This is a genomic window from Paracoccus sp. L-17, from assembly GCF_056857655.1.
Window position 1 is genome coordinate 123,824 of record NZ_JBSXNM010000035.1, and the last position, 16,331, is coordinate 140,154.

Consider the following 16,331-nt stretch of genomic DNA (forward strand, 5'->3'; position numbering starts at 1 on the left):
GCTGTGTTAACAAGAAGCTTGCGTCAGCCGCCCCGGACCGGGCGGGCGCGGCGCTGAACCCGGCGCGAACCTTGCGCCGGCGGCGATTCATTCACATATTGAAACCGGAAGGGTTGCCGCGTCGGGATCCTCCGACAGTCGCTTTCATGGACAAGGGCTGAGAAATGAGCAAGATTTCACTGGGGACGCATCCCTATCTGCTGGGTTTCGACCAGCTTGAACGGCTGGCCGAGCGGGCGGCCAAGGGATCGGAAGGCTATCCGCCCTACAACATCGAACATGTCGCGCCGGATGGCTTTCGCATCACGCTGGCGGTCGCGGGTTTCGCCCAGGACGATCTGGCCGTCACCACCGAGGATCGGCAGCTTGTCATCAGGGGCCGCATGGCACCGGCCGATGACGATCGCGTCTTCCTGCATCGCGGCATCGCCTCGCGCGCCTTTCAGCGCAGTTTCGTTCTGGCCGACGGGGTCGAGGTCGTCTCGGCCGATATCGAGAACGGGCTGCTTCACATCGACCTGAGGCGAACGGCACCGCAACAGGTCGTCCAGACCATTCCGATCAGCCGCAAATAAAGGGGATCATCATGGATACCAAATTCGATTTCGGCGAAGGCAACAGCGCCAATACCGTCTATATCCGCAAGATCGCGACCAGCACCCTGCCCGAAGAGGTGCGTGAACAGGTTCCCGACCTCGACACGATGTATGCCGTCCACGATGCCGACGGCGAGCGTCTGGCGCTGGTGCGAGACCGTTCTCTGGCCTTCATGCTGGCCCGGCAGAACGAATTGTCGCCGGTCAGCGTCCATTGACAGGCTGCACCGGGGCACGCCCCGGTGCTGGCTGTTCGCGCGCATAGCGCATGAAGGCGAAGGCGCTGCCATCGGGTGCCCAGCAGGGAACGTTGAGGCTGCCCTGACCGCCGTGCAGATCGACCACGCGCCGTCTGTTGCCGCCGTTGATATCCATCAGCCACAACTGGACGGACCGGTCGCGGGGATGGCCTTGGGTTCCCGGCGGATAGGCCAGATACAGAACGTGCCTGCCGCAGGGCGAGGGATGCGGAAACCAGTTCACGTTTGCGTCGCGAAAGACCGGAGCGGCCTCGCTGCCATCAGCCCGCATCCGCCAGATCTGGGCCTGCCCGGTCGCATCCGAATTGAACCAGATGAATTCGCCGCAGGCCGAGAAATCCGGCCCGTCGTGATGGGCGAGGCCCGGTGTCAGGACCCGCTCGACCCCGCTTGCCATGTCCAGGACGGCAACACGCACCACCCGGTCGCCGCCGCGCGCGCAGGCATAGGCGATCCGGTTTCCATGCGCCGAATGCCACCAGCTTGGGCGCGCAAGGCCAAGATCGCGCGGACCGTTCCGTTCCAGAACATGGATGCCTGCGCCGCTGTCGCTTTGGCAGGAGAGGATGATCCGCCCGTCGGGCAGGAAACCGTGATCGTTGTTGCAGCGATGCAGTTCGCCGGTATCGATGCGCCAAAGCCCCCGGGCATCCGCGCGCCACAGATGGCCGCCGCCATTGACCAGGAACCAGCCGTCCGGATGCCAGTTCGGCGCTTCGATCAGCCGGTCGCAACGCAGCAGCACCCGGCTGGCATCGCGGTCCAACGCGAAAACTTCCAGCGACGAACGCCAGCCGCTCATTCCGCCAACGGCGTGTCTGCCGGCGGGTTCTTGCCGGGCCGGGGCGGCCCCATGGTCCAGCGCCGCAGGCCGAGGATGATCAGGATCGCCGTGAATGCGAAAAGCTGATAGGTCAGCGCATGGTTCATGGCGGCCGGATAATCCTGTCCGCCCCCGGCCTTCAGCCGCACGAAGAACAGGCTGGACACGGTCGCGATGCCCACCGCCGAACCGACCTGCTGAAACGCCTGCATCGCCCCCGCCCCGGCGCCCGCATCCCGTTCGGGCACGGCATGCAGGACAAGCTGGAACAGGGGCGAGATCGCCAGCCCCATGCCCAAACCGCAAAACGCCAGTGGCAGCGTGAACGCCAGCGCCGAGAAGGGCTGCGGCGGGTTGCCGGCGACATGGCGCAGAAACGCCATCCCGATCAGCAGCACCAGCGCCCCCACTCCCATCCGCACAGCCAGCCCCCTGGCGCCGAAACGCCCGGTGATGAAGCTGCCCGTCATCACGCCCAGCGGAAAGGGCGCGGTCGCAAGACCGGACTGGAACGGATCCAGCCCGAATCCGGTCTGGAAATAGATGGCCAGCACCAGAAACATTCCCGGAATCGCCGAAAAATGCAGCAGCACCATCAGCAGGCCCGACAGATAGCCCTTGTTCCGCATCAGCGCGACCGGCAGCAGCTGCGTGCGTCCGGATCGCGCCAGCCGAAGCTGCCGCCAGACGAACAGCGCGGCCATCGGCAGGGCGCCCGCCAGCAGGGCGATGCACCACCAGGGCCAGCCCAGCAGTGCGCCCTCGATCACCGGCAGCACGATCATGGTGATGGTCAGCCCGAACAGGCCGACGCCCGGCCAGTCGATGCTCATCTGCCGGTCGGGATCCAGCGCCGGGATCAGGCGGCCGCCCAGCACCATCACCAGCGCGCCGACCGGCAGATTGACCAGGAAGATCGGCCGCCAGTCCAGTCCCCACAGATCGGCCGTGATCAGCGCGCCGCCCAGCAGCGGCCCGGTCACGGCCCCCAGACTGATCACGACGGCGGACAGCGCAAAGGCCCGCGCCTTGTCGTCGGGCGGAAAGATCACATGCATGATCGCCATCACCTGCGGCACCATCATCGCGCCGCCCAGGCCCTGGACCGCGCGCGATCCGATCAGCATGGGCATGTCGCGGGCCAGCCCGCAAACCGCCGATGCCAGCGTGAACAGCCCCACGCCCCACAGGAACAGCCGCTTGCGGCCCAGCTTGTCGCCGAACCGGCCGAACGGCAGCAGCCCGGCCGCGAAGGCCAGCACATAGGCCGCCGAGACCCATTCCATCTGGCTGGCCGAGGCCATCAGATCGCGCTGGATCGAAGGCAGCGCGACATTCACGATGGTGATGTCAAGCAGGTTCATGAAATTGCCCAGAAGCAGCAGGATCGTCGCCACCCAGGGATTGAAGTCCTGCGTCGTGGCGGCGTCGCGATCCGTCATGCCCTGTCCTTTCGATGCCTTCGGCAAGGAACCTGACCCATGGACCGGGCCCGCTTTGCGCCGCCACCCGACCCTAGGCGGGACGTGGCGGCAATTCGTCCGGTGCCTGCTGCGGCGGCTTGCCATCGGGCCACAGACCATAGCGGCGGCGGAAATACTCGATCGCCATGGTATCGGCCTGGCGCCGATCGCATCCGTTGTCGACGAAATGTTTCAGCCCGTCCAGCAGCCGCGCGTCGTGGCTGCGGGTCGGCTGTGGCGCTTCGGCGATCAGCCAGATCGGATGGCCATTGCGCAACAGATGGCCCGACAGCCAGGGATCGTCAACCATCCACAACGTCTCGGGGATGTCCCACGCCTCGGCAGGCAGGAAATCGGGACGGATCATCGCACCGCGATAGCCTTCGAGGATGTCCAGATAGCCACTTTTGACAAAGGGTTTTTTACGCCACGTTCCCAGACTTGCCGCGCGCCGCAGGCGATAGCGCAGGTCGCGCCGGAAACGCTGCGCGCGCGGCTGGTGGGCGGGATCGTGGCGCGGATAGTATTTCGTGCCTTCGGGCCGATCCTCGAGATTGTATCCCTTCTGAACCAGGCAGGCGTCGGGATGCTGCCTGCGCGCCTCAAGGAACCAGCCTGCCCAATCGGGATCATAGGCCTGATCGTCGTCGCAGAAGATCAGTTCGACATCCTGCCCCGCCAGATCCCGCGCGGCCGGCAGAACCTTGGTCGCGGGTCCGAAATCCTCGTCGACCAGGATCAGCCGGATACCTTTGGGCAAATCGGGAATCTCGGCTTCGGCCAGCGGAAACCGGCGGTGGCGCCGCGGCAGATACAGCCGGATCTCGTCCACCGGCGCCGACTGATTCAGCAGATCCAGCAGCGTCGGCCGGATTCGCGGCAGACGCGGCGGAATGGTCGTCAGGGAAATCACCAGGCCGGACAAGATGTCTGCTCCCCACATTCGCCACTTGCATCGATGCGACGGCCGCGAAACCCTGATGCGGCCGTCGGAAATCCGTGAAATGGCCGGACCGCGCCCGCCTCAGTTCAGCCCGATCAATCCCATGCTTTCCAGCGTCAGCAGCACCTGATGGGCGCATCCATCAACGTCGCGATCCTTGGTATCGACGCGCAATTCCGGGTTTTGCGGCTCTTCATAGGGATCGGAAATCCCGGTGAATTCCTTGATCTTTCCCTCACGCGCCAACTTGTAGAGCCCCTTGCGGTCCCGGCGTTCGCATTCTTCCAGATCGGTCGCGACATGGATTTCGACGAAGGCGCCGTAGGCCTCGGTCATTTCGCGGACGGCGCGGCGGGTGGCGGTATAGGGCGCGATCGGCGCGCAGATCGCGATCCCGCCGTTCTTGCTGATCTCGGAGGCGACATAGCCGATCCGCTTGATGTTGATGTCGCGATGTTCCTTGGAAAAGCCAAGCTCGCTGGACAGATGCTTGCGGACCACATCGCCATCCAGCAGCGTGACCGGACGGCCGCCCATCTCCATCAGCTTGACCATCAGCGCGTTGGCAATGGTCGATTTGCCGCTGCCGCTGAGGCCGGTGAAGAACACCGTAAAACCTTGCTGCGCGCGCGGAGGCGAGTTGCGGCGCAGTTCGCGCACCACTTCGGGAAAGCTGAACCAATCCGGGATATCCAGCCCCTCGCGCAGGCGGCGGCGCAGTTCGGTGCCGCTGATGTTGAGGACGGTCACGCCTTTCTCGATCTCGTCGGCGGGTTCGTATTGGGCACGTTCCTGCACATAGACCATATGCTTGAAATCGACCATCTCGACGCCGATCTCGTCCTGATACTTGCGGAACAGATCTTGCGCCTCGTAGGGACCGTAGAAATCCTCGCCCGCGCTGTTCTTGCCCGGGCCGGCATGGTCACGGCCGACGATGAAATGGGTGGCGCCGTGATTGGCGCGGATCAGACCGTGCCAGACCGCCTCGCGCGGGCCGCCCATCCGCATCGCCAGGTTCAGCAGCGACAGCGTGGTCGTGGCCTGCGGATATTTGTCCAGCACCGCTTCGTAGCAGCGGACGCGGGTAAAGTGATCCACGTCGCCAGGCTTGGTCATGCCGACGACCGGGTGGATCATCAGGTTGGCCTGCGCCTCTTTCGCGGCCCGGAAGGTCAGTTCCTGATGCGCGCGGTGCAGCGGGTTGCGGGTCTGGAACACGACGACGCGCCGCCAGTTCAGCTTCTTGAACATGGTGCGCAATTCGTTGGGAGTGTTGCGGCGACCGCGGAAATCGTAATGGGTCGGCGCCTGCAGGCCCTTGATCGGACCGCCCAGATAGACCGGCCCCGCCACATTGTGAAGATAGTTCACCGCCGGATGGGCCAGATCATCGGCGCCAAAGACCTCTTTGGCCTCTCGTGCCTTGTTCGGCCGCCATTTGTCGGTGACCGACATGATCGCCAGGATGACGCCTTCCTGGTCGCGCAGCGCGATGTCGGTGCCCGGCTCCAGCCCTTCGGCGAAGGCCTCGCTGACATCGAGGTTGATGGGCATCGGCCACAGCGCCCCCGAGGCCAGCCGCATCTCGCTGACAACACCGTCGTAATCGGCCCGGGTCATGAACCCTTTCAGCGGATTGAAGCCGCCATTCATCAGCAGTTCCAGATCGCAGATCTGGCGCTGCGTCAGATCCCAGCTGGGCATGTGGCCCGCCTCGTCCTTCAATGCGGCGGCGGCTTCGGGCGAGACATAAAGCTCGGGGATCGGCGTCTGGTTCGGATGGGTCATGTGCAAGGGCTCGGATGGCTGAACGAAAGTGGGCAGGCAGCCGAGAACCGGCCGGCTACGAACCCGTCGCGCTTAGCCGCCCCGCAGGCAAGTTTCAACCTGGGCCCGCACTTTTCGCGCCAACAGCGCAGGGGCGCGTCCCGCCGCCTGACCGACGATACCCGCAGGCAAGCCAGCAGATCACCCGGCCGGGGCTTGTTCGGGCAGTTCGGCGCCGGCCGGATCGGGTTCGCCCGCCTCGTCACGTTCGGCCAGCCAGGCTTCGGCGTCCAGCGCCGCCATGCAGCCCATTCCGGCGCTGGTCACGGCCTGCCGATAGATGTGGTCTGTCAGGTCGCCCGCCGCGAAGACGCCGGGGATCGAGGTCCGCGTGGACCCGGCCTCGACCTTCACATAGCCGCCGGAATGCAGGTCAAGCTGGTCCTTGACAAGTTCGCTGGACGGCGCATGGCCGATGGCGATGAAAACCCCGTCCACGGCGATCCGCCGCGTCCCGCCATCCTTGACGGATGTCAGCACGGCGCCGCTGACCCCCAGCGGGTTCTCGGTCCCCGTCACCTCGGCCAGTTCGTGATCCCAGACGATCTCGACCTTCGGGTTCTTGAATAGCCGGTTTTGCAGGATTTTTTCTGCCCGCAGGCTGTCGCGGCGATGGACCAGTGTGACCTTCGAGGCGAATTTGGTCAGGAACAGCGCCTCCTCGACCGCTGTATTGCCGCCGCCGACGACCAGCACCTCGCGGCCGCGATAGAAGAACCCGTCGCAGGTCGCGCAGGCGCTGACGCCGAACCCCTTGAACCTTTCCTCGCTGGGCAGCCCCAGCCAGCGCGCCTGTGCGCCGGTCGCCAGAATCACCGCATCCGCCGTGATCCGCGCGCCGCTGTCGCATTCGGCCGTGAAAGGCCGGCGGCCCAGATCCAGCTTGGTGACGATATCGGTGACGACCTCGGCGCCCATCGCCCTGGCATGGGACTCCATCTTCACCATCAGGTCGGGACCCTGGATTTCGGTCTCGCCCGGCCAGTTCTCGACCTCGGTGGTGATGGTCAGCTGGCCGCCCGGCTGCATCCCCTGGATCAGCATCGGGTTCAGCATCGCGCGGGCACCATAGACGGCCGCGGTATAGCCCGCCGGTCCCGACCCGATGATCAGAAGTTTCACATGCGTGTCATCACTCATCTTGCGCCCCGCTTTCGATTTGAGGCATCAGGTAATCCCTTGGTTCGGCTTGTGCAACATGGCCGAGGCCGGAAAGAATGTTGCGTAAACGCGGGCCGCATTGTAGTTTCCTGCAACGCCGGAACCCGTTTCAAGAAAGAGCAGCATGGCAGGCGCGAGACTGGACGACATCGACCGCAAGATCCTGGCCGAATTGCAGGCCGATGGCCGGATGACCAATGTCGAACTGGCGCGTCGCGTGGGCATCTCGGCCCCGCCCTGCCTGCGGCGTGTCCGGACGCTGGAAGAGATGGGCTATATCCGCGGCTACCACGCCGATATCGACCCCCGCGAACTGGGTTTCGAGGTTCAGGTCTTCGCGATGGTCCGGCTTGCGGCGCAATCGGAACGCGACCTTTCGGCCTTCGAGACGCTGGTGAAGGCATGGCCGCTGGTGCGCGAATGTCACATGCTGAACGGCGAGATCGATTTCATCCTGAAATGCGTCTCGCCCGATCTGCCCACGTTCCAGCGGTTTCTCACCAACAGCCTGACCGCGGCCCCGAATGTGGCCAGCGTCAAGACCTCGCTGGTCATCCGCGCAGCCAAGGACGAGCCCTCGGTCCCTTTCGAGGTGGTCGAGGAGCGGGTTCGCGAGGCCGGATAGCGGCGCCGATGCCCGGTTCCCGGCCAACCGCTGAACAACCGCCGCCACCCGTGGCCGGAATTGCCGCGCGGAATACGGAAAAAGGGCATCGCGCAATCGCAACACCCTTCCGGTTTCCGGACGAATTCCGGGACGTCCCGACGCGCGGCGCCTGACGGCTTCTATCGAAGTCGGGCTTGGCCCCGGGCAACAGGCATGATCGCTACTTGATCTTGCCTTCCTTGTATTCGACATGCTGCCGCACGACCGGATCGTATTTGCGAACGGTCATCTTTTCGGTCATCGTCCGGGCATTCTTCTTGGTCACATAGAAGTGGCCGGTCCCGGCGGTCGAGTTCAGCCGGATCTTGATGGTCGTCGGCTTCGCCATGGTTACTGCTCCTGCTTCGGGGAAAGCGCGGCGCAAACCCCGTGGAATTCGTTTGAAGCCCGCCTTTTAGCCGCCGCCCGCCCGAAGTCAACCGAAAACCACCCGCAATTCACCCGATCCGGCAAGCGATTGGCGGCTATGCAAATCATGCAGAACAGCGCCGACCCGATTGCTGAGCCGGTTTCCAAGCCGCTCATGCCGCACATCAGCGCGTTCAATGCGGCACAAACAGCAACAGGCTGTTCGAGGCGCGGAGGAAAAAGAGGTGACGGTGGCAGCCCGTAGGGAAGGCGACAGCATTGAAAAAAGAGGAAATTACGTCGACACCAACAAAAATACCAACAGGTGTAAGCGCCTTGGGGGGAGTTACGGTCGATTTTCGGGCACCTGTGACGGGGTAGACACAGCGAAATGGACTATGGTCGATCCTTGCACAAGTGGTGTCCCGACAGTTGGTGTAGTTCCCGCAGGTAGCGCGGGCAGCGCGGAGCCTTCGCGTAGCGAAGCGAGGTCCGTGCGGGTCGCTTGGCGGCCACGGCTGTTCTTCGGCCAAGGTTTGGTTTGCCGACCCGACCTTTGACCGAGGAGATCAACCATGACCAAGGACAGCCTATCAGAGACCGCGGCGCTGCGCGCGCTTTTGTCGGAGACATCCGACATCCACCTGCTTGCCGAGATGCTCGGGTTCGCGGCCGACCGCCTCATGGCGCTGGATGTCGACCAGCTGTGCGGCGCCGGGGCGCACGAACGCAGCGACGACCGTGTGAACCACCGCAGCGGTTATCGGTCCAGAGCCTGGGAGGCCCGCGCCGGGAGGGTCGACGTGATGATCCCGAATCTGCGCAAGGACACGTGCTTCCCCGAGTTCCTGGAGCCCCGCAGAGCGGCGGAAAAGGCCGTGACGGCGGTCATTCAGGAGGCTTATGTCCAAGGACTCTCGACCCGCTCGGTGGATCTGGTCAAAGCCATGGGCATGACCGGCGTGTCCAAGAGCCAGGTCTCGCGGCTTTGCGGCGAGATCGATGAACGGGTCAATGCATTCCTGGGCCGGCCCCTTGAAGGCGAATGGCCCTACCTCTGGCTCGACGCCACCTACATCAAGGTGCGGCGTGGCGGCCGGATCGCCAGAGTCGCGGCCATAGTGGCGGTCGCCGTCAACCTGGACGGCCGCAGAGAGGTTCTTGGCATCGCCGTCCAGCCCCAGCGAGGCAGAGGTCTTCTGGGACGAGTTCCTCTGCTCTCTCGCCGATCGCGGCCCGCGCGGGACCGACTACACGCTCGGGCTTTACGCATCGACAGGCTACATCGCGAGTCGGGGGCGGCCGGACAGCGTTGCGGATCTTGCCCGGCACGAGCTTGTCGGCTACGTGGAGGATCTGATCTACACGCCCGAACTGAACTATGCCTCGGACATTCTCGCGGACTGGCGATCGACCATCGAGGTGGCGACCGCGATCGGCCAGGTCGAGGCGGTTCGCATGGGCGCTGGGATCGGAGTGCTGCACGATTTCATGGTTGCCGGATTGGATCTCGAACCCTTGCTTCCGGAGGTCCGCGTGGAATGCAGCTACTGGACGGTCTGGCACGAGAACCTCAAGACGGACCGCCGGGTGCAAGCGGTGGTCGAATTCCTCGACCAGACCGCGCGGGCAGAACGCAGGTTGTTCGTTCGCGCCTGACGTCTTCGGCTTCATGCGTCGCCTTGCATGATCCACTCGACTTCCGGCGCTGGCACGAAGCGCCACTTGCGCAGCGGTCCGGCCATCACGTTGAGGTAGTACATCTCGAATCCGTAAGGCGCGCCGCAGGGATGGTGTCCGCGGGGCACCAGAACCACATCGCCGTCCGAGACCGCCATGGTCTCGTCGAGCCCGCCATCATCGGTATAAACCCGCTGGATGCCGAACCCCGAGGCCGGGCTCAGCCGGTGGTAATAGGTCTCTTCGAGGTAGGTGATGCGGGGGAAGTCGTCCTCGTCGTGGCGGTGGCTGGGATAGGACGACCAGTGGCCTGCGGGCGTGAAAACCTCGGTTACCAGCAGGCTGTCGCAATAATCCTCGTTTTCCATCGCGATGTTGTTGATGTGGCGGGTATTGGTGCCCTTGCCGCGTTCGGTGAGGGTGATGCCGTCCGGTCCGATGCGGCGTGCCTCGTGACCGCCCTGTCCGGGCGCCGAGCAGACCGCGATCACGCAGTCGGTCTCGGCCACTGCCTGCCAGTCGGTGCCGTTCGGCAGGTAGAGGCAATGGGGCGGCGTCTTTTCGAACACGTTCATCCGCTCGCCCAATATGCCCCAGTCCTGACCGGCGCCGGTGATGGCGGCCTTGCCCTCGACCATCACCAGGATGACTTCGCGATCGCCCGTCGCCTCGGCGGCCGTCTCGCCCGCACGCAGGCGGTAGAGTGAGAAGCCGACATAGCGCCAGCCCGCCGATTGCGGCGTGATCTCGTGGACCTTGCCATGCGTGCCGAAGGGTTTTCTTTGCAGATCGGTCATCGCTCGTCCTCGCGGTCGCGTCCCCGCGCCCGGGCCCTGGGGGACAGGAAGAATTCGTAGAGGCACCAGAGCCCGAGCGCGCCGAAGAGGATCGCCCAGAACACCGCGCCGGTGATCAACTCGAAGATCGCCCAGCCCAGGCAAAGCGCGACGATCAGCCCCCGCCGCCAGGCGGGGGCGAGGAAGGGGTGGTCGGGATCAAACAGCTTCATGTGCGGTGTCGAGGCCGGCCTCTGCCGCCATCCGCTTCAGCGAACGCAGCCCGAGAGCTTGATAATGCTTGGGGTCGCGCACCGCGCTGTCCTGTTCCGCCTCGATCACGAGCCAGCCGTCGTAGCCGTGCTCGGCCGCGATCTTCAAAACGGGCGCGAAGTCCACCGCGCCCTCGTCGTCGCCCGGCACGGTGAAGGCCCCGCGCCGCACGCCTTCGAGAAAGGACAGACCCTGCTCGCGAACTTGCCTGGCAATATCGGGGCGGACGTTCTTGCAATGAATGTGGCTCACGCGGCCCATGTATTTCCGCGCAACCTCGGCCGGATCGGCACCGCCGAACCATGCGTGACCGGTATCGAGCAGAAGGCGCGTCTCGGGGCCCGCCATCTCCATGAAGCGGTCGATATCCGCCGCGCTTTCGATGATCGTGCCCATATGGTGGTGATAGCCCATCTTGACGCCAAGCTCGTGCGCATAGGCCGACAGCGCCTCGTAGCCCTTCGAGAAGCGGTCCCATTCGGCGTCCGTCATGATGGGGCGGACGTTCACCGGGGTTCCGTCGCTGCCATGCACCGTGTTCGAACACTCGCAGGCATTGATGTGGTCGCCGCCGGCCGCCTTGGTGAACGCGATCCACTCTTTCAGGCGGGCCTTCTCGGTCTCGATGTCGTTCGTCAGGATGTTGGTCGAAAACCAGCCCGCGGCGAACCGCAGGCCAAAGGCTCCGAGCGCCTGTTTCAGCTCCGTGCCGTCGCCGGGCATCTTGTGCCCCTTCTCGATGCCGTCGAAACCGATCTCGCGGCAATCGCTCAGGCAGTCGTCGAGGCTCAGGTGATCGCCAATCGACCAGTCGTCGTCGTTGGACCACGCGATGGGGTTCGTGCCGTAAAGGATCATGGTGTGTCTCCCGAAGGACAGATCAATTGAAGGTTCTCTGAAGCGCCGCGTTGGCGTTGTAGCGGCGGCGGGCGTTTTCGAGCCGCTCGGGTCCGCCAGTCTGGGGCACGGCGACATCCCACCAGTGGCCACCGGCCCCGGTTCCGGGCACCGCGTCGGTCTCGATCAGGATCACGCTCGGCACGTCGCGGCTGCGGGCCTCGACGATCTTGCGTTCCAGATCCGCGATATCGGCGGCCTTCTCCGCATGGGCGCCCATTGCGGCGGCATGCGCGACGAAGTCGATCTTCGGCCAGACGTCGCTGTCCTTGTACATGTTGTTGAATTCGGCCCCGCCGCACTCGATCTGCAGCCGGTTGATGCAGCCATAGCCCGAGTTGTCGGTCAGAACGACCGTGAAGGGCACCTTGCGGGCGGCGGCGGTGGCGAGCTCGGAATTGGCCATCATGTAACTGCCGTCGCCGACGAAACAGATGACCTCCTTCTCCGGCGCGGCGAGCTTGATGCCCATGGCGCCGGCGATCTCGTAGCCCATGCAGGAATAGCCGTATTCCAAGTGATAGCCGCCCTGCGCAGCCTGCCAGAGCACCTGTAAAGCGCCGGGCATTGTGCCGGCGGCGCACATCGCCACGGTTTCGTCGGTCGCGACGCGCTGCACCGCGCCGATCACCTGTGCGTCGGTGGGCAACGCGTTCGTGTCGGGCTCCGGCGCCGCGGTGACGCGGCCGACCTCGGCGATCCAGTCCTCGCGTGACGAGGGGTCATGCGCGTCGAAGCGCAGATCACCGAGTGCAGCAGTCAACTTCTCGAGCGCGACCTTCGCGTCGGAGACGAGCGGCGTCGCAAGGTGCTTGGAGGCGTCATAGGGATGCAGGTTGATCGACACGAGCTTGCGCCCCTCGCGGCCGAAAACCGTCCACGAGCCGGTGGTGAAGTCCTGGAACCGCGTGCCCACTCCGATGACCAGGTCCGCCTTTGCTGCCAGTTCGTTACCGCAGCCCGATCCGGTCACGCCCGGCGAGCCGAAGTTCAGTGGATGGCTCGCGACGATGCCGCCCTTGCCGGCCTGGGTTTCCAGCACCGGAATGTTGTGCGTCTCGGCGAAGGTCCGAAGCGTCTCGTCGGCCCCGGAATAAAGCACGCCACCGCCCGACACGATCACCGGGCACTCGGCCTCGGCGATCATCCGGGCGACGTCGGCCACCTCGCGCGGATCGGGTTCCGGCCGCCGAATTCGCCATGTGCGCGGCGTGAAGAAGTCCTCTGGGTAGTCGAATTCCTCGGCCTGCACGTCCTGGCAGAAGGCGAGCACGGCAGGGCCGCAATTCTGCGGATCGGTCATCATCGCCATCGCGCGCGGCAGCGCGGTCAGAAGATGTTCGGGCCGCGAGATGCGATCGAAATAGCGCGCGACCGGGCGGAAGCAGTCGTTCGCCGAGACCGTGCCGTCGTCGAAATCCTCGATCTGCTGCAGCACCGGGTCGGGGCGACGGTTGGCGAAGACATCGCCGCAGATCATGAGGACCGGCAGTCGGTTCACATGCGCTAGCCCGCAGGCGGTGACCATGTTGGTCGAACCCGGCCCGATGGAGGAGGTGATGGCCATCGCCTTCCGCCGTCGTTTGGTCTTCGCATAGGCGATGGCGGCATGGGCCATGGTCTGCTCGTTCTGGCCGCGCCACGTCGGAATGACTTCCCGGAAGCGATGCAGCGCCTCGCCGACCCCCGCGACATTGCCGTGTCCGAAGATCGCCCAGACACCCTCGACGAAACGCTCACCGTCTTCAGTCAGCTGCACCGAGAGCCATCTCACCATGGCCTGCGCGGCCGTCAGCTTGATCGTTGCGGTCATGCTTCCACCTCCTCCATCAGGCCCGCACGGGCCTCGTCCCAGATGCGGCAGAGCCGCGCGTAATTGTCGGCCATGGTCGCGACGGCGTCGGCGTCGACGATCCGGCCCGCCATCCAGTCGCGGGCAACCTGACCGAAGACGGTCCTGCCGACGGCAAAGCCCCGGACCAGCGGGAACGAAGCCGCGAGCCGGAAGCTTTCGGCCAGCTCGGCCTCGGGCGCGTCGAGGCCCAGCACCACGATGCCGCGCGTGCGCGGGTCGTTGCGCTCGATCGCGTCGACGGCGTTGTGCCAGGCGGACCTGGTCCTGAACGGCTCGAGCTTCCACCAGTCGGGATAAACCCCCGCGTCATAGAACGTCTGGATCAGCGTCGCCGAGGTCTCGTCATCGACCGGCCCGACCTTCGACGGGATGATCTCGAGCAGGAATTCAAGGCTGTTGCGCCGCGCGGCCGTGAAGAGCCGCTTGACCCGTGCGACTTGCATCCCTGCCGTCTTTTCGTCGTCGTCCGGGTGGCAGAACACCAGAAGCTTCACGACATTCTCCTTGGCCCATTCGCGCAGGCCGCCGAGATCGTCCCCCAGCTCCGGCTCGAACTTGATGGGACGGGACCCCGGAAGCTCCGTCGGCCTGCCGATCCAGAGCCCGGTGCCCGACGCCTTGTGCAAGGCCGAGCGGCCGATGCGGTTGTCGCAAAGGATGCCGAAGCCGGGTCGCCCGTCTTGCACCCGCAGCGCCGCATCAAGGCACAGCTCCTTGAATGCCGATCCTTTCTCCAGGGTGTATCCCTCCATCTCCTCGAGCTGCACCCGGTGGTCGAAGGCGAAGATCTTGACCGAGGTCCAGTCGCCCGCGCGGTTCGTGGCCCAGTGGACCTGTTCGAGGTCAACATCATTTCGCAAGTCGGGGCGCACGATGCCGCGCTCGAAGAAGAACTGAAGCTCCTCCCACGACGGATAGGCCGGGGTGCAGCCGTGACGGGAGACAGCGAAAGCCCCGCAGGCATTGGCGTATTTCAGCGCCGTGGGCCAGTCCTCGCCATCGAGCCAGCCCTTCAGCAGCCCCGACATGAAGCCGTCGCCGGCCCCCAGCACGTTGAAGACCTCGATGGGAAAGCCCGGGCCGGTCTGGCCCTCGTCGAGGCTGTCCGGAATGTCGCCTACGAAGGCCGACGCCCCCATCGGACCGCGCTTGCAGACGAGCGTCGCGCCCGAGACCTTGCGCACCGCGCGCAGCGCTTGAATCGTGTCGGTCGAGCCGCCGGCGATGTGGAATTCCTCCTCCGTGCCGACGATCAGGTCGAAGTAATGCAGGCTTTCCTGCAGTTTGGCCGTGACCGCCGCGCTTTCGACGAAGCGGCTCTCGCCTTCGCCGTGACCGGCGACACCCCAGAGGTTCGGTCGGTAGTCGATGTCGAGCGCGGTCTGCAGCCCGGCCTCACGAGCGATCTTCAGCGCCTTGAGCGTTGCTGCCTCCACCTTGGGATGCGAAAGGTGGGTGCCGGTCGCCACCACCGCGCGGGCGCTACGAATGAAACTGTCATCGATGTCGTCCTCGGTCAGGCCCATATCGGCGCAGTCAGACCGGTAGAAGATCAACGGGAACCGCTCCTGGTCGCGGATGCCCAGAAGGACAAGCGCCGTCAGCCTGTCGGGATCGACCTTCACGCCATCGGTGTTCACGCCCTCGCGGGCCAGCTGTTCGATTATGAAGCGGCCCATATGCTCGTCGCCGACGCCAGTGACGACGGCCGACTTAAGGCCCAGCCGCGCCGTCCCGCAGGCGATGTTGGTGGGCGAGCCGCCGATATACTTGGAAAACGACCCCATATCCTCGAGCCGTCCGCCGATCTGATCGCCGTAGAGGTCCACCGAGGACCGACCGATTGTGATGACGTCAAGGGTCTTCATGTCCGCATTTCCTTCATTCGTCTATCGGGTGGCCGGGCGATATTGGGAGGAGGATATCGCCCGGCCTGTCCGCACCGATCACTGAGCCGACGCGGTTTCCTTTACCCCCGCGGACACGAAACCGATGCTTTCGCGCAACGCCGCTTCGGGATCGTCAAGGGCGTGAACCTCCTCGGCGAAGGGCTCGAAGGAGATCGGGCCGTCGTAACCGGCGGCCAAAAGGGCCTTGAGCTGCGGGATGTTCTCCAGCCGATCCTTGCCATCGACCAGCACGCGATGCGCGTCCAGCATGTCGTCCACGGTCACGTCCGGGTCGGTCACGCCCGAGATGTGTACGAGTCCGGTCCATTCGGGGAAGAACTCGGTTTCGCCCGCGAGGTGATGGTGGAAGGTGTCGTGCATCAGCTTGTAGACGTCCGCGCCGTCCGCCGCCTCGATGGCCGCGATGGCCTCGGCCTTGGAGCGCATGGACGAGATCGGGAAGCCCAGAGGCTCGACAAGGCCGGTCAGGCCCCGCTCACGCAGGATGGTCGCCATGTTCTTCAGCGCCTCGACCAGGTCATTGCGCGACACCTTCGTGCCATCGTTCAGCGGGCACATCACCAGCGCCTTGGCGCCGCAAGCTGCGGCATAGTCGGCCATCTTCTCGGCCCGGGCCGGCAGATCGCCGGACCAGACGTTGAAGGGATAGAGCGCGTTGATCGACAGGATCGTGACGCCCGCCGCCTCGGCCGCCGCCTTGATGTCCTCGGGCGCCACCGTGTTCATCACGTCGGGAATGTCGTTGCGGATTTCGACCTTGTCCGCGCCGAGACGCCGGACCATCGCGAAGAAATCCTGAACCGACAGTTTCGACGCCGAGATGTGGTTGATTGCAAATTCCATGACGAG

The 16,331-nt window shown here is 64.9% G+C and carries 16 protein-coding genes and 1 pseudogene; 5 read left to right on the forward strand and 12 right to left on the reverse strand.

Annotated features, from left to right (window positions below):
- The first annotated feature begins 164 nt into the window (after positions 1-164).
- Together AC13CR_RS08395 and AC13CR_RS08400 are read left to right on the forward strand one after the other, a co-directional pair.
- Positions 165-575 carry an Hsp20 family protein gene (locus AC13CR_RS08395; protein WP_292958114.1) on the forward strand — a complete coding sequence of 137 codons (411 nt, stop codon included), beginning with the start codon at positions 165-167 and terminating at the stop codon, positions 573-575.
- An 11-nt stretch (positions 576-586) separates the two neighbouring features.
- Complete coding sequence (locus AC13CR_RS08400; RefSeq protein WP_335661755.1) at positions 587-814, forward strand: DUF1150 family protein; 228 nt, start codon at positions 587-589, stop codon at positions 812-814.
- On the opposite strand, the gene AC13CR_RS08405 is transcribed toward AC13CR_RS08400, so the two are convergent.
- The 5 genes from AC13CR_RS08405 to trxB form a co-directional block, all read right to left on the reverse strand.
- Positions 801-1,658 (reverse strand): TolB family protein, encoded by an 858-nt coding sequence (locus AC13CR_RS08405; protein WP_292958118.1) that lies wholly within the window; start codon positions 1,656-1,658, stop codon positions 801-803. The genes AC13CR_RS08400 and AC13CR_RS08405 overlap by 14 nt on opposite strands.
- A complete protein-coding gene (locus tag AC13CR_RS08410) occupies positions 1,655-3,121 on the reverse strand; it encodes an MFS transporter (protein WP_292958120.1) in 1,467 nt (488 codons plus the stop codon). The genes AC13CR_RS08405 and AC13CR_RS08410 overlap by 4 nt, the downstream gene beginning before the upstream one ends.
- Before the next feature lie 73 nt (positions 3,122-3,194).
- Positions 3,195-4,055, reverse strand: coding sequence for a glycosyltransferase family A protein (locus AC13CR_RS08415; protein ID WP_292958122.1), 861 nt, complete (start codon positions 4,053-4,055; stop codon positions 3,195-3,197).
- A 111-nt stretch (positions 4,056-4,166) separates the two neighbouring features.
- The gene (locus AC13CR_RS08420; protein WP_292978211.1) at positions 4,167-5,876 is read right to left on the reverse strand and encodes a bifunctional sulfate adenylyltransferase/adenylylsulfate kinase; all 1,710 of its coding nucleotides are present in this window, start codon (positions 5,874-5,876) and stop codon (positions 4,167-4,169) included.
- Positions 5,877-6,056: 180 nt separating this feature from the next.
- Complete coding sequence (gene trxB, locus AC13CR_RS08425) at positions 6,057-7,055, reverse strand: thioredoxin-disulfide reductase (protein WP_292958126.1); 999 nt, start codon at positions 7,053-7,055, stop codon at positions 6,057-6,059.
- A gap of 145 nt (positions 7,056-7,200) precedes the next feature.
- On the opposite strand from trxB, the gene AC13CR_RS08430 reads away from it, so the two are divergent.
- Positions 7,201-7,701, forward strand: a complete 501-nt coding sequence (locus AC13CR_RS08430; RefSeq protein ID WP_292958128.1) for an Lrp/AsnC family transcriptional regulator — start codon at positions 7,201-7,203, stop codon at positions 7,699-7,701.
- 202 nt (positions 7,702-7,903) lie between these two features.
- On the opposite strand, the gene rpmG is transcribed toward AC13CR_RS08430, so the two are convergent.
- The gene (gene rpmG, locus AC13CR_RS08435) at positions 7,904-8,071 is read right to left on the reverse strand and encodes a 50S ribosomal protein L33 (RefSeq protein ID WP_022707377.1); all 168 of its coding nucleotides are present in this window, start codon (positions 8,069-8,071) and stop codon (positions 7,904-7,906) included.
- A gap of 595 nt (positions 8,072-8,666) precedes the next feature.
- Here rpmG and AC13CR_RS08440 point away from each other — a divergent pair.
- Both AC13CR_RS08440 and AC13CR_RS08445 read left to right on the forward strand, forming a co-directional pair.
- Positions 8,667-9,378, forward strand: a pseudogene (locus AC13CR_RS08440) (IS256 family transposase); the annotation flags it as partial.
- Positions 9,376-9,750 (forward strand): LysR substrate-binding domain-containing protein, encoded by a 375-nt coding sequence (locus AC13CR_RS08445; RefSeq protein WP_446232183.1) that lies wholly within the window; start codon positions 9,376-9,378, stop codon positions 9,748-9,750. The pseudogene AC13CR_RS08440 and the gene AC13CR_RS08445, both read left to right, overlap by 3 nt.
- A gap of 11 nt (positions 9,751-9,761) precedes the next feature.
- Here the strand turns inward: AC13CR_RS08445 and iolB are convergent, their stop codons facing one another.
- The 6 genes from iolB to AC13CR_RS08475 form a co-directional block, all read right to left on the reverse strand.
- Entirely contained in the window at positions 9,762-10,568 is an 807-nt protein-coding gene (gene iolB / locus AC13CR_RS08450; protein WP_482900901.1) for a 5-deoxy-glucuronate isomerase, read from the reverse strand.
- Complete coding sequence (locus AC13CR_RS08455; RefSeq protein WP_292958138.1) at positions 10,565-10,780, reverse strand: hypothetical protein; 216 nt, start codon at positions 10,778-10,780, stop codon at positions 10,565-10,567. The genes iolB and AC13CR_RS08455 overlap by 4 nt, the downstream gene beginning before the upstream one ends.
- Positions 10,767-11,795 carry a myo-inosose-2 dehydratase gene (gene iolE, locus AC13CR_RS08460; RefSeq protein ID WP_482900902.1) on the reverse strand — a complete coding sequence of 343 codons (1,029 nt, stop codon included), beginning with the start codon at positions 11,793-11,795 and terminating at the stop codon, positions 10,767-10,769. Before iolE ends, AC13CR_RS08455 begins: the two co-directional genes overlap by 14 nt.
- Entirely contained in the window at positions 11,701-13,530 is a 1,830-nt protein-coding gene (gene iolD, locus AC13CR_RS08465) for a 3D-(3,5/4)-trihydroxycyclohexane-1,2-dione acylhydrolase (decyclizing) (RefSeq protein WP_446236452.1), read from the reverse strand. The genes iolE and iolD overlap by 95 nt, the downstream gene beginning before the upstream one ends.
- A complete protein-coding gene (locus tag AC13CR_RS08470; RefSeq protein WP_482900903.1) occupies positions 13,527-15,440 on the reverse strand; it encodes a bifunctional 5-dehydro-2-deoxygluconokinase/5-dehydro-2-deoxyphosphogluconate aldolase in 1,914 nt (637 codons plus the stop codon). The genes iolD and AC13CR_RS08470 overlap by 4 nt, the downstream gene beginning before the upstream one ends.
- Before the next feature lie 78 nt (positions 15,441-15,518).
- Positions 15,519-16,325 carry a TIM barrel protein gene (locus tag AC13CR_RS08475; RefSeq protein WP_293013665.1) on the reverse strand — a complete coding sequence of 269 codons (807 nt, stop codon included), beginning with the start codon at positions 16,323-16,325 and terminating at the stop codon, positions 15,519-15,521.
- Between the last annotated feature and the right edge of the window lie 6 nt (positions 16,326-16,331).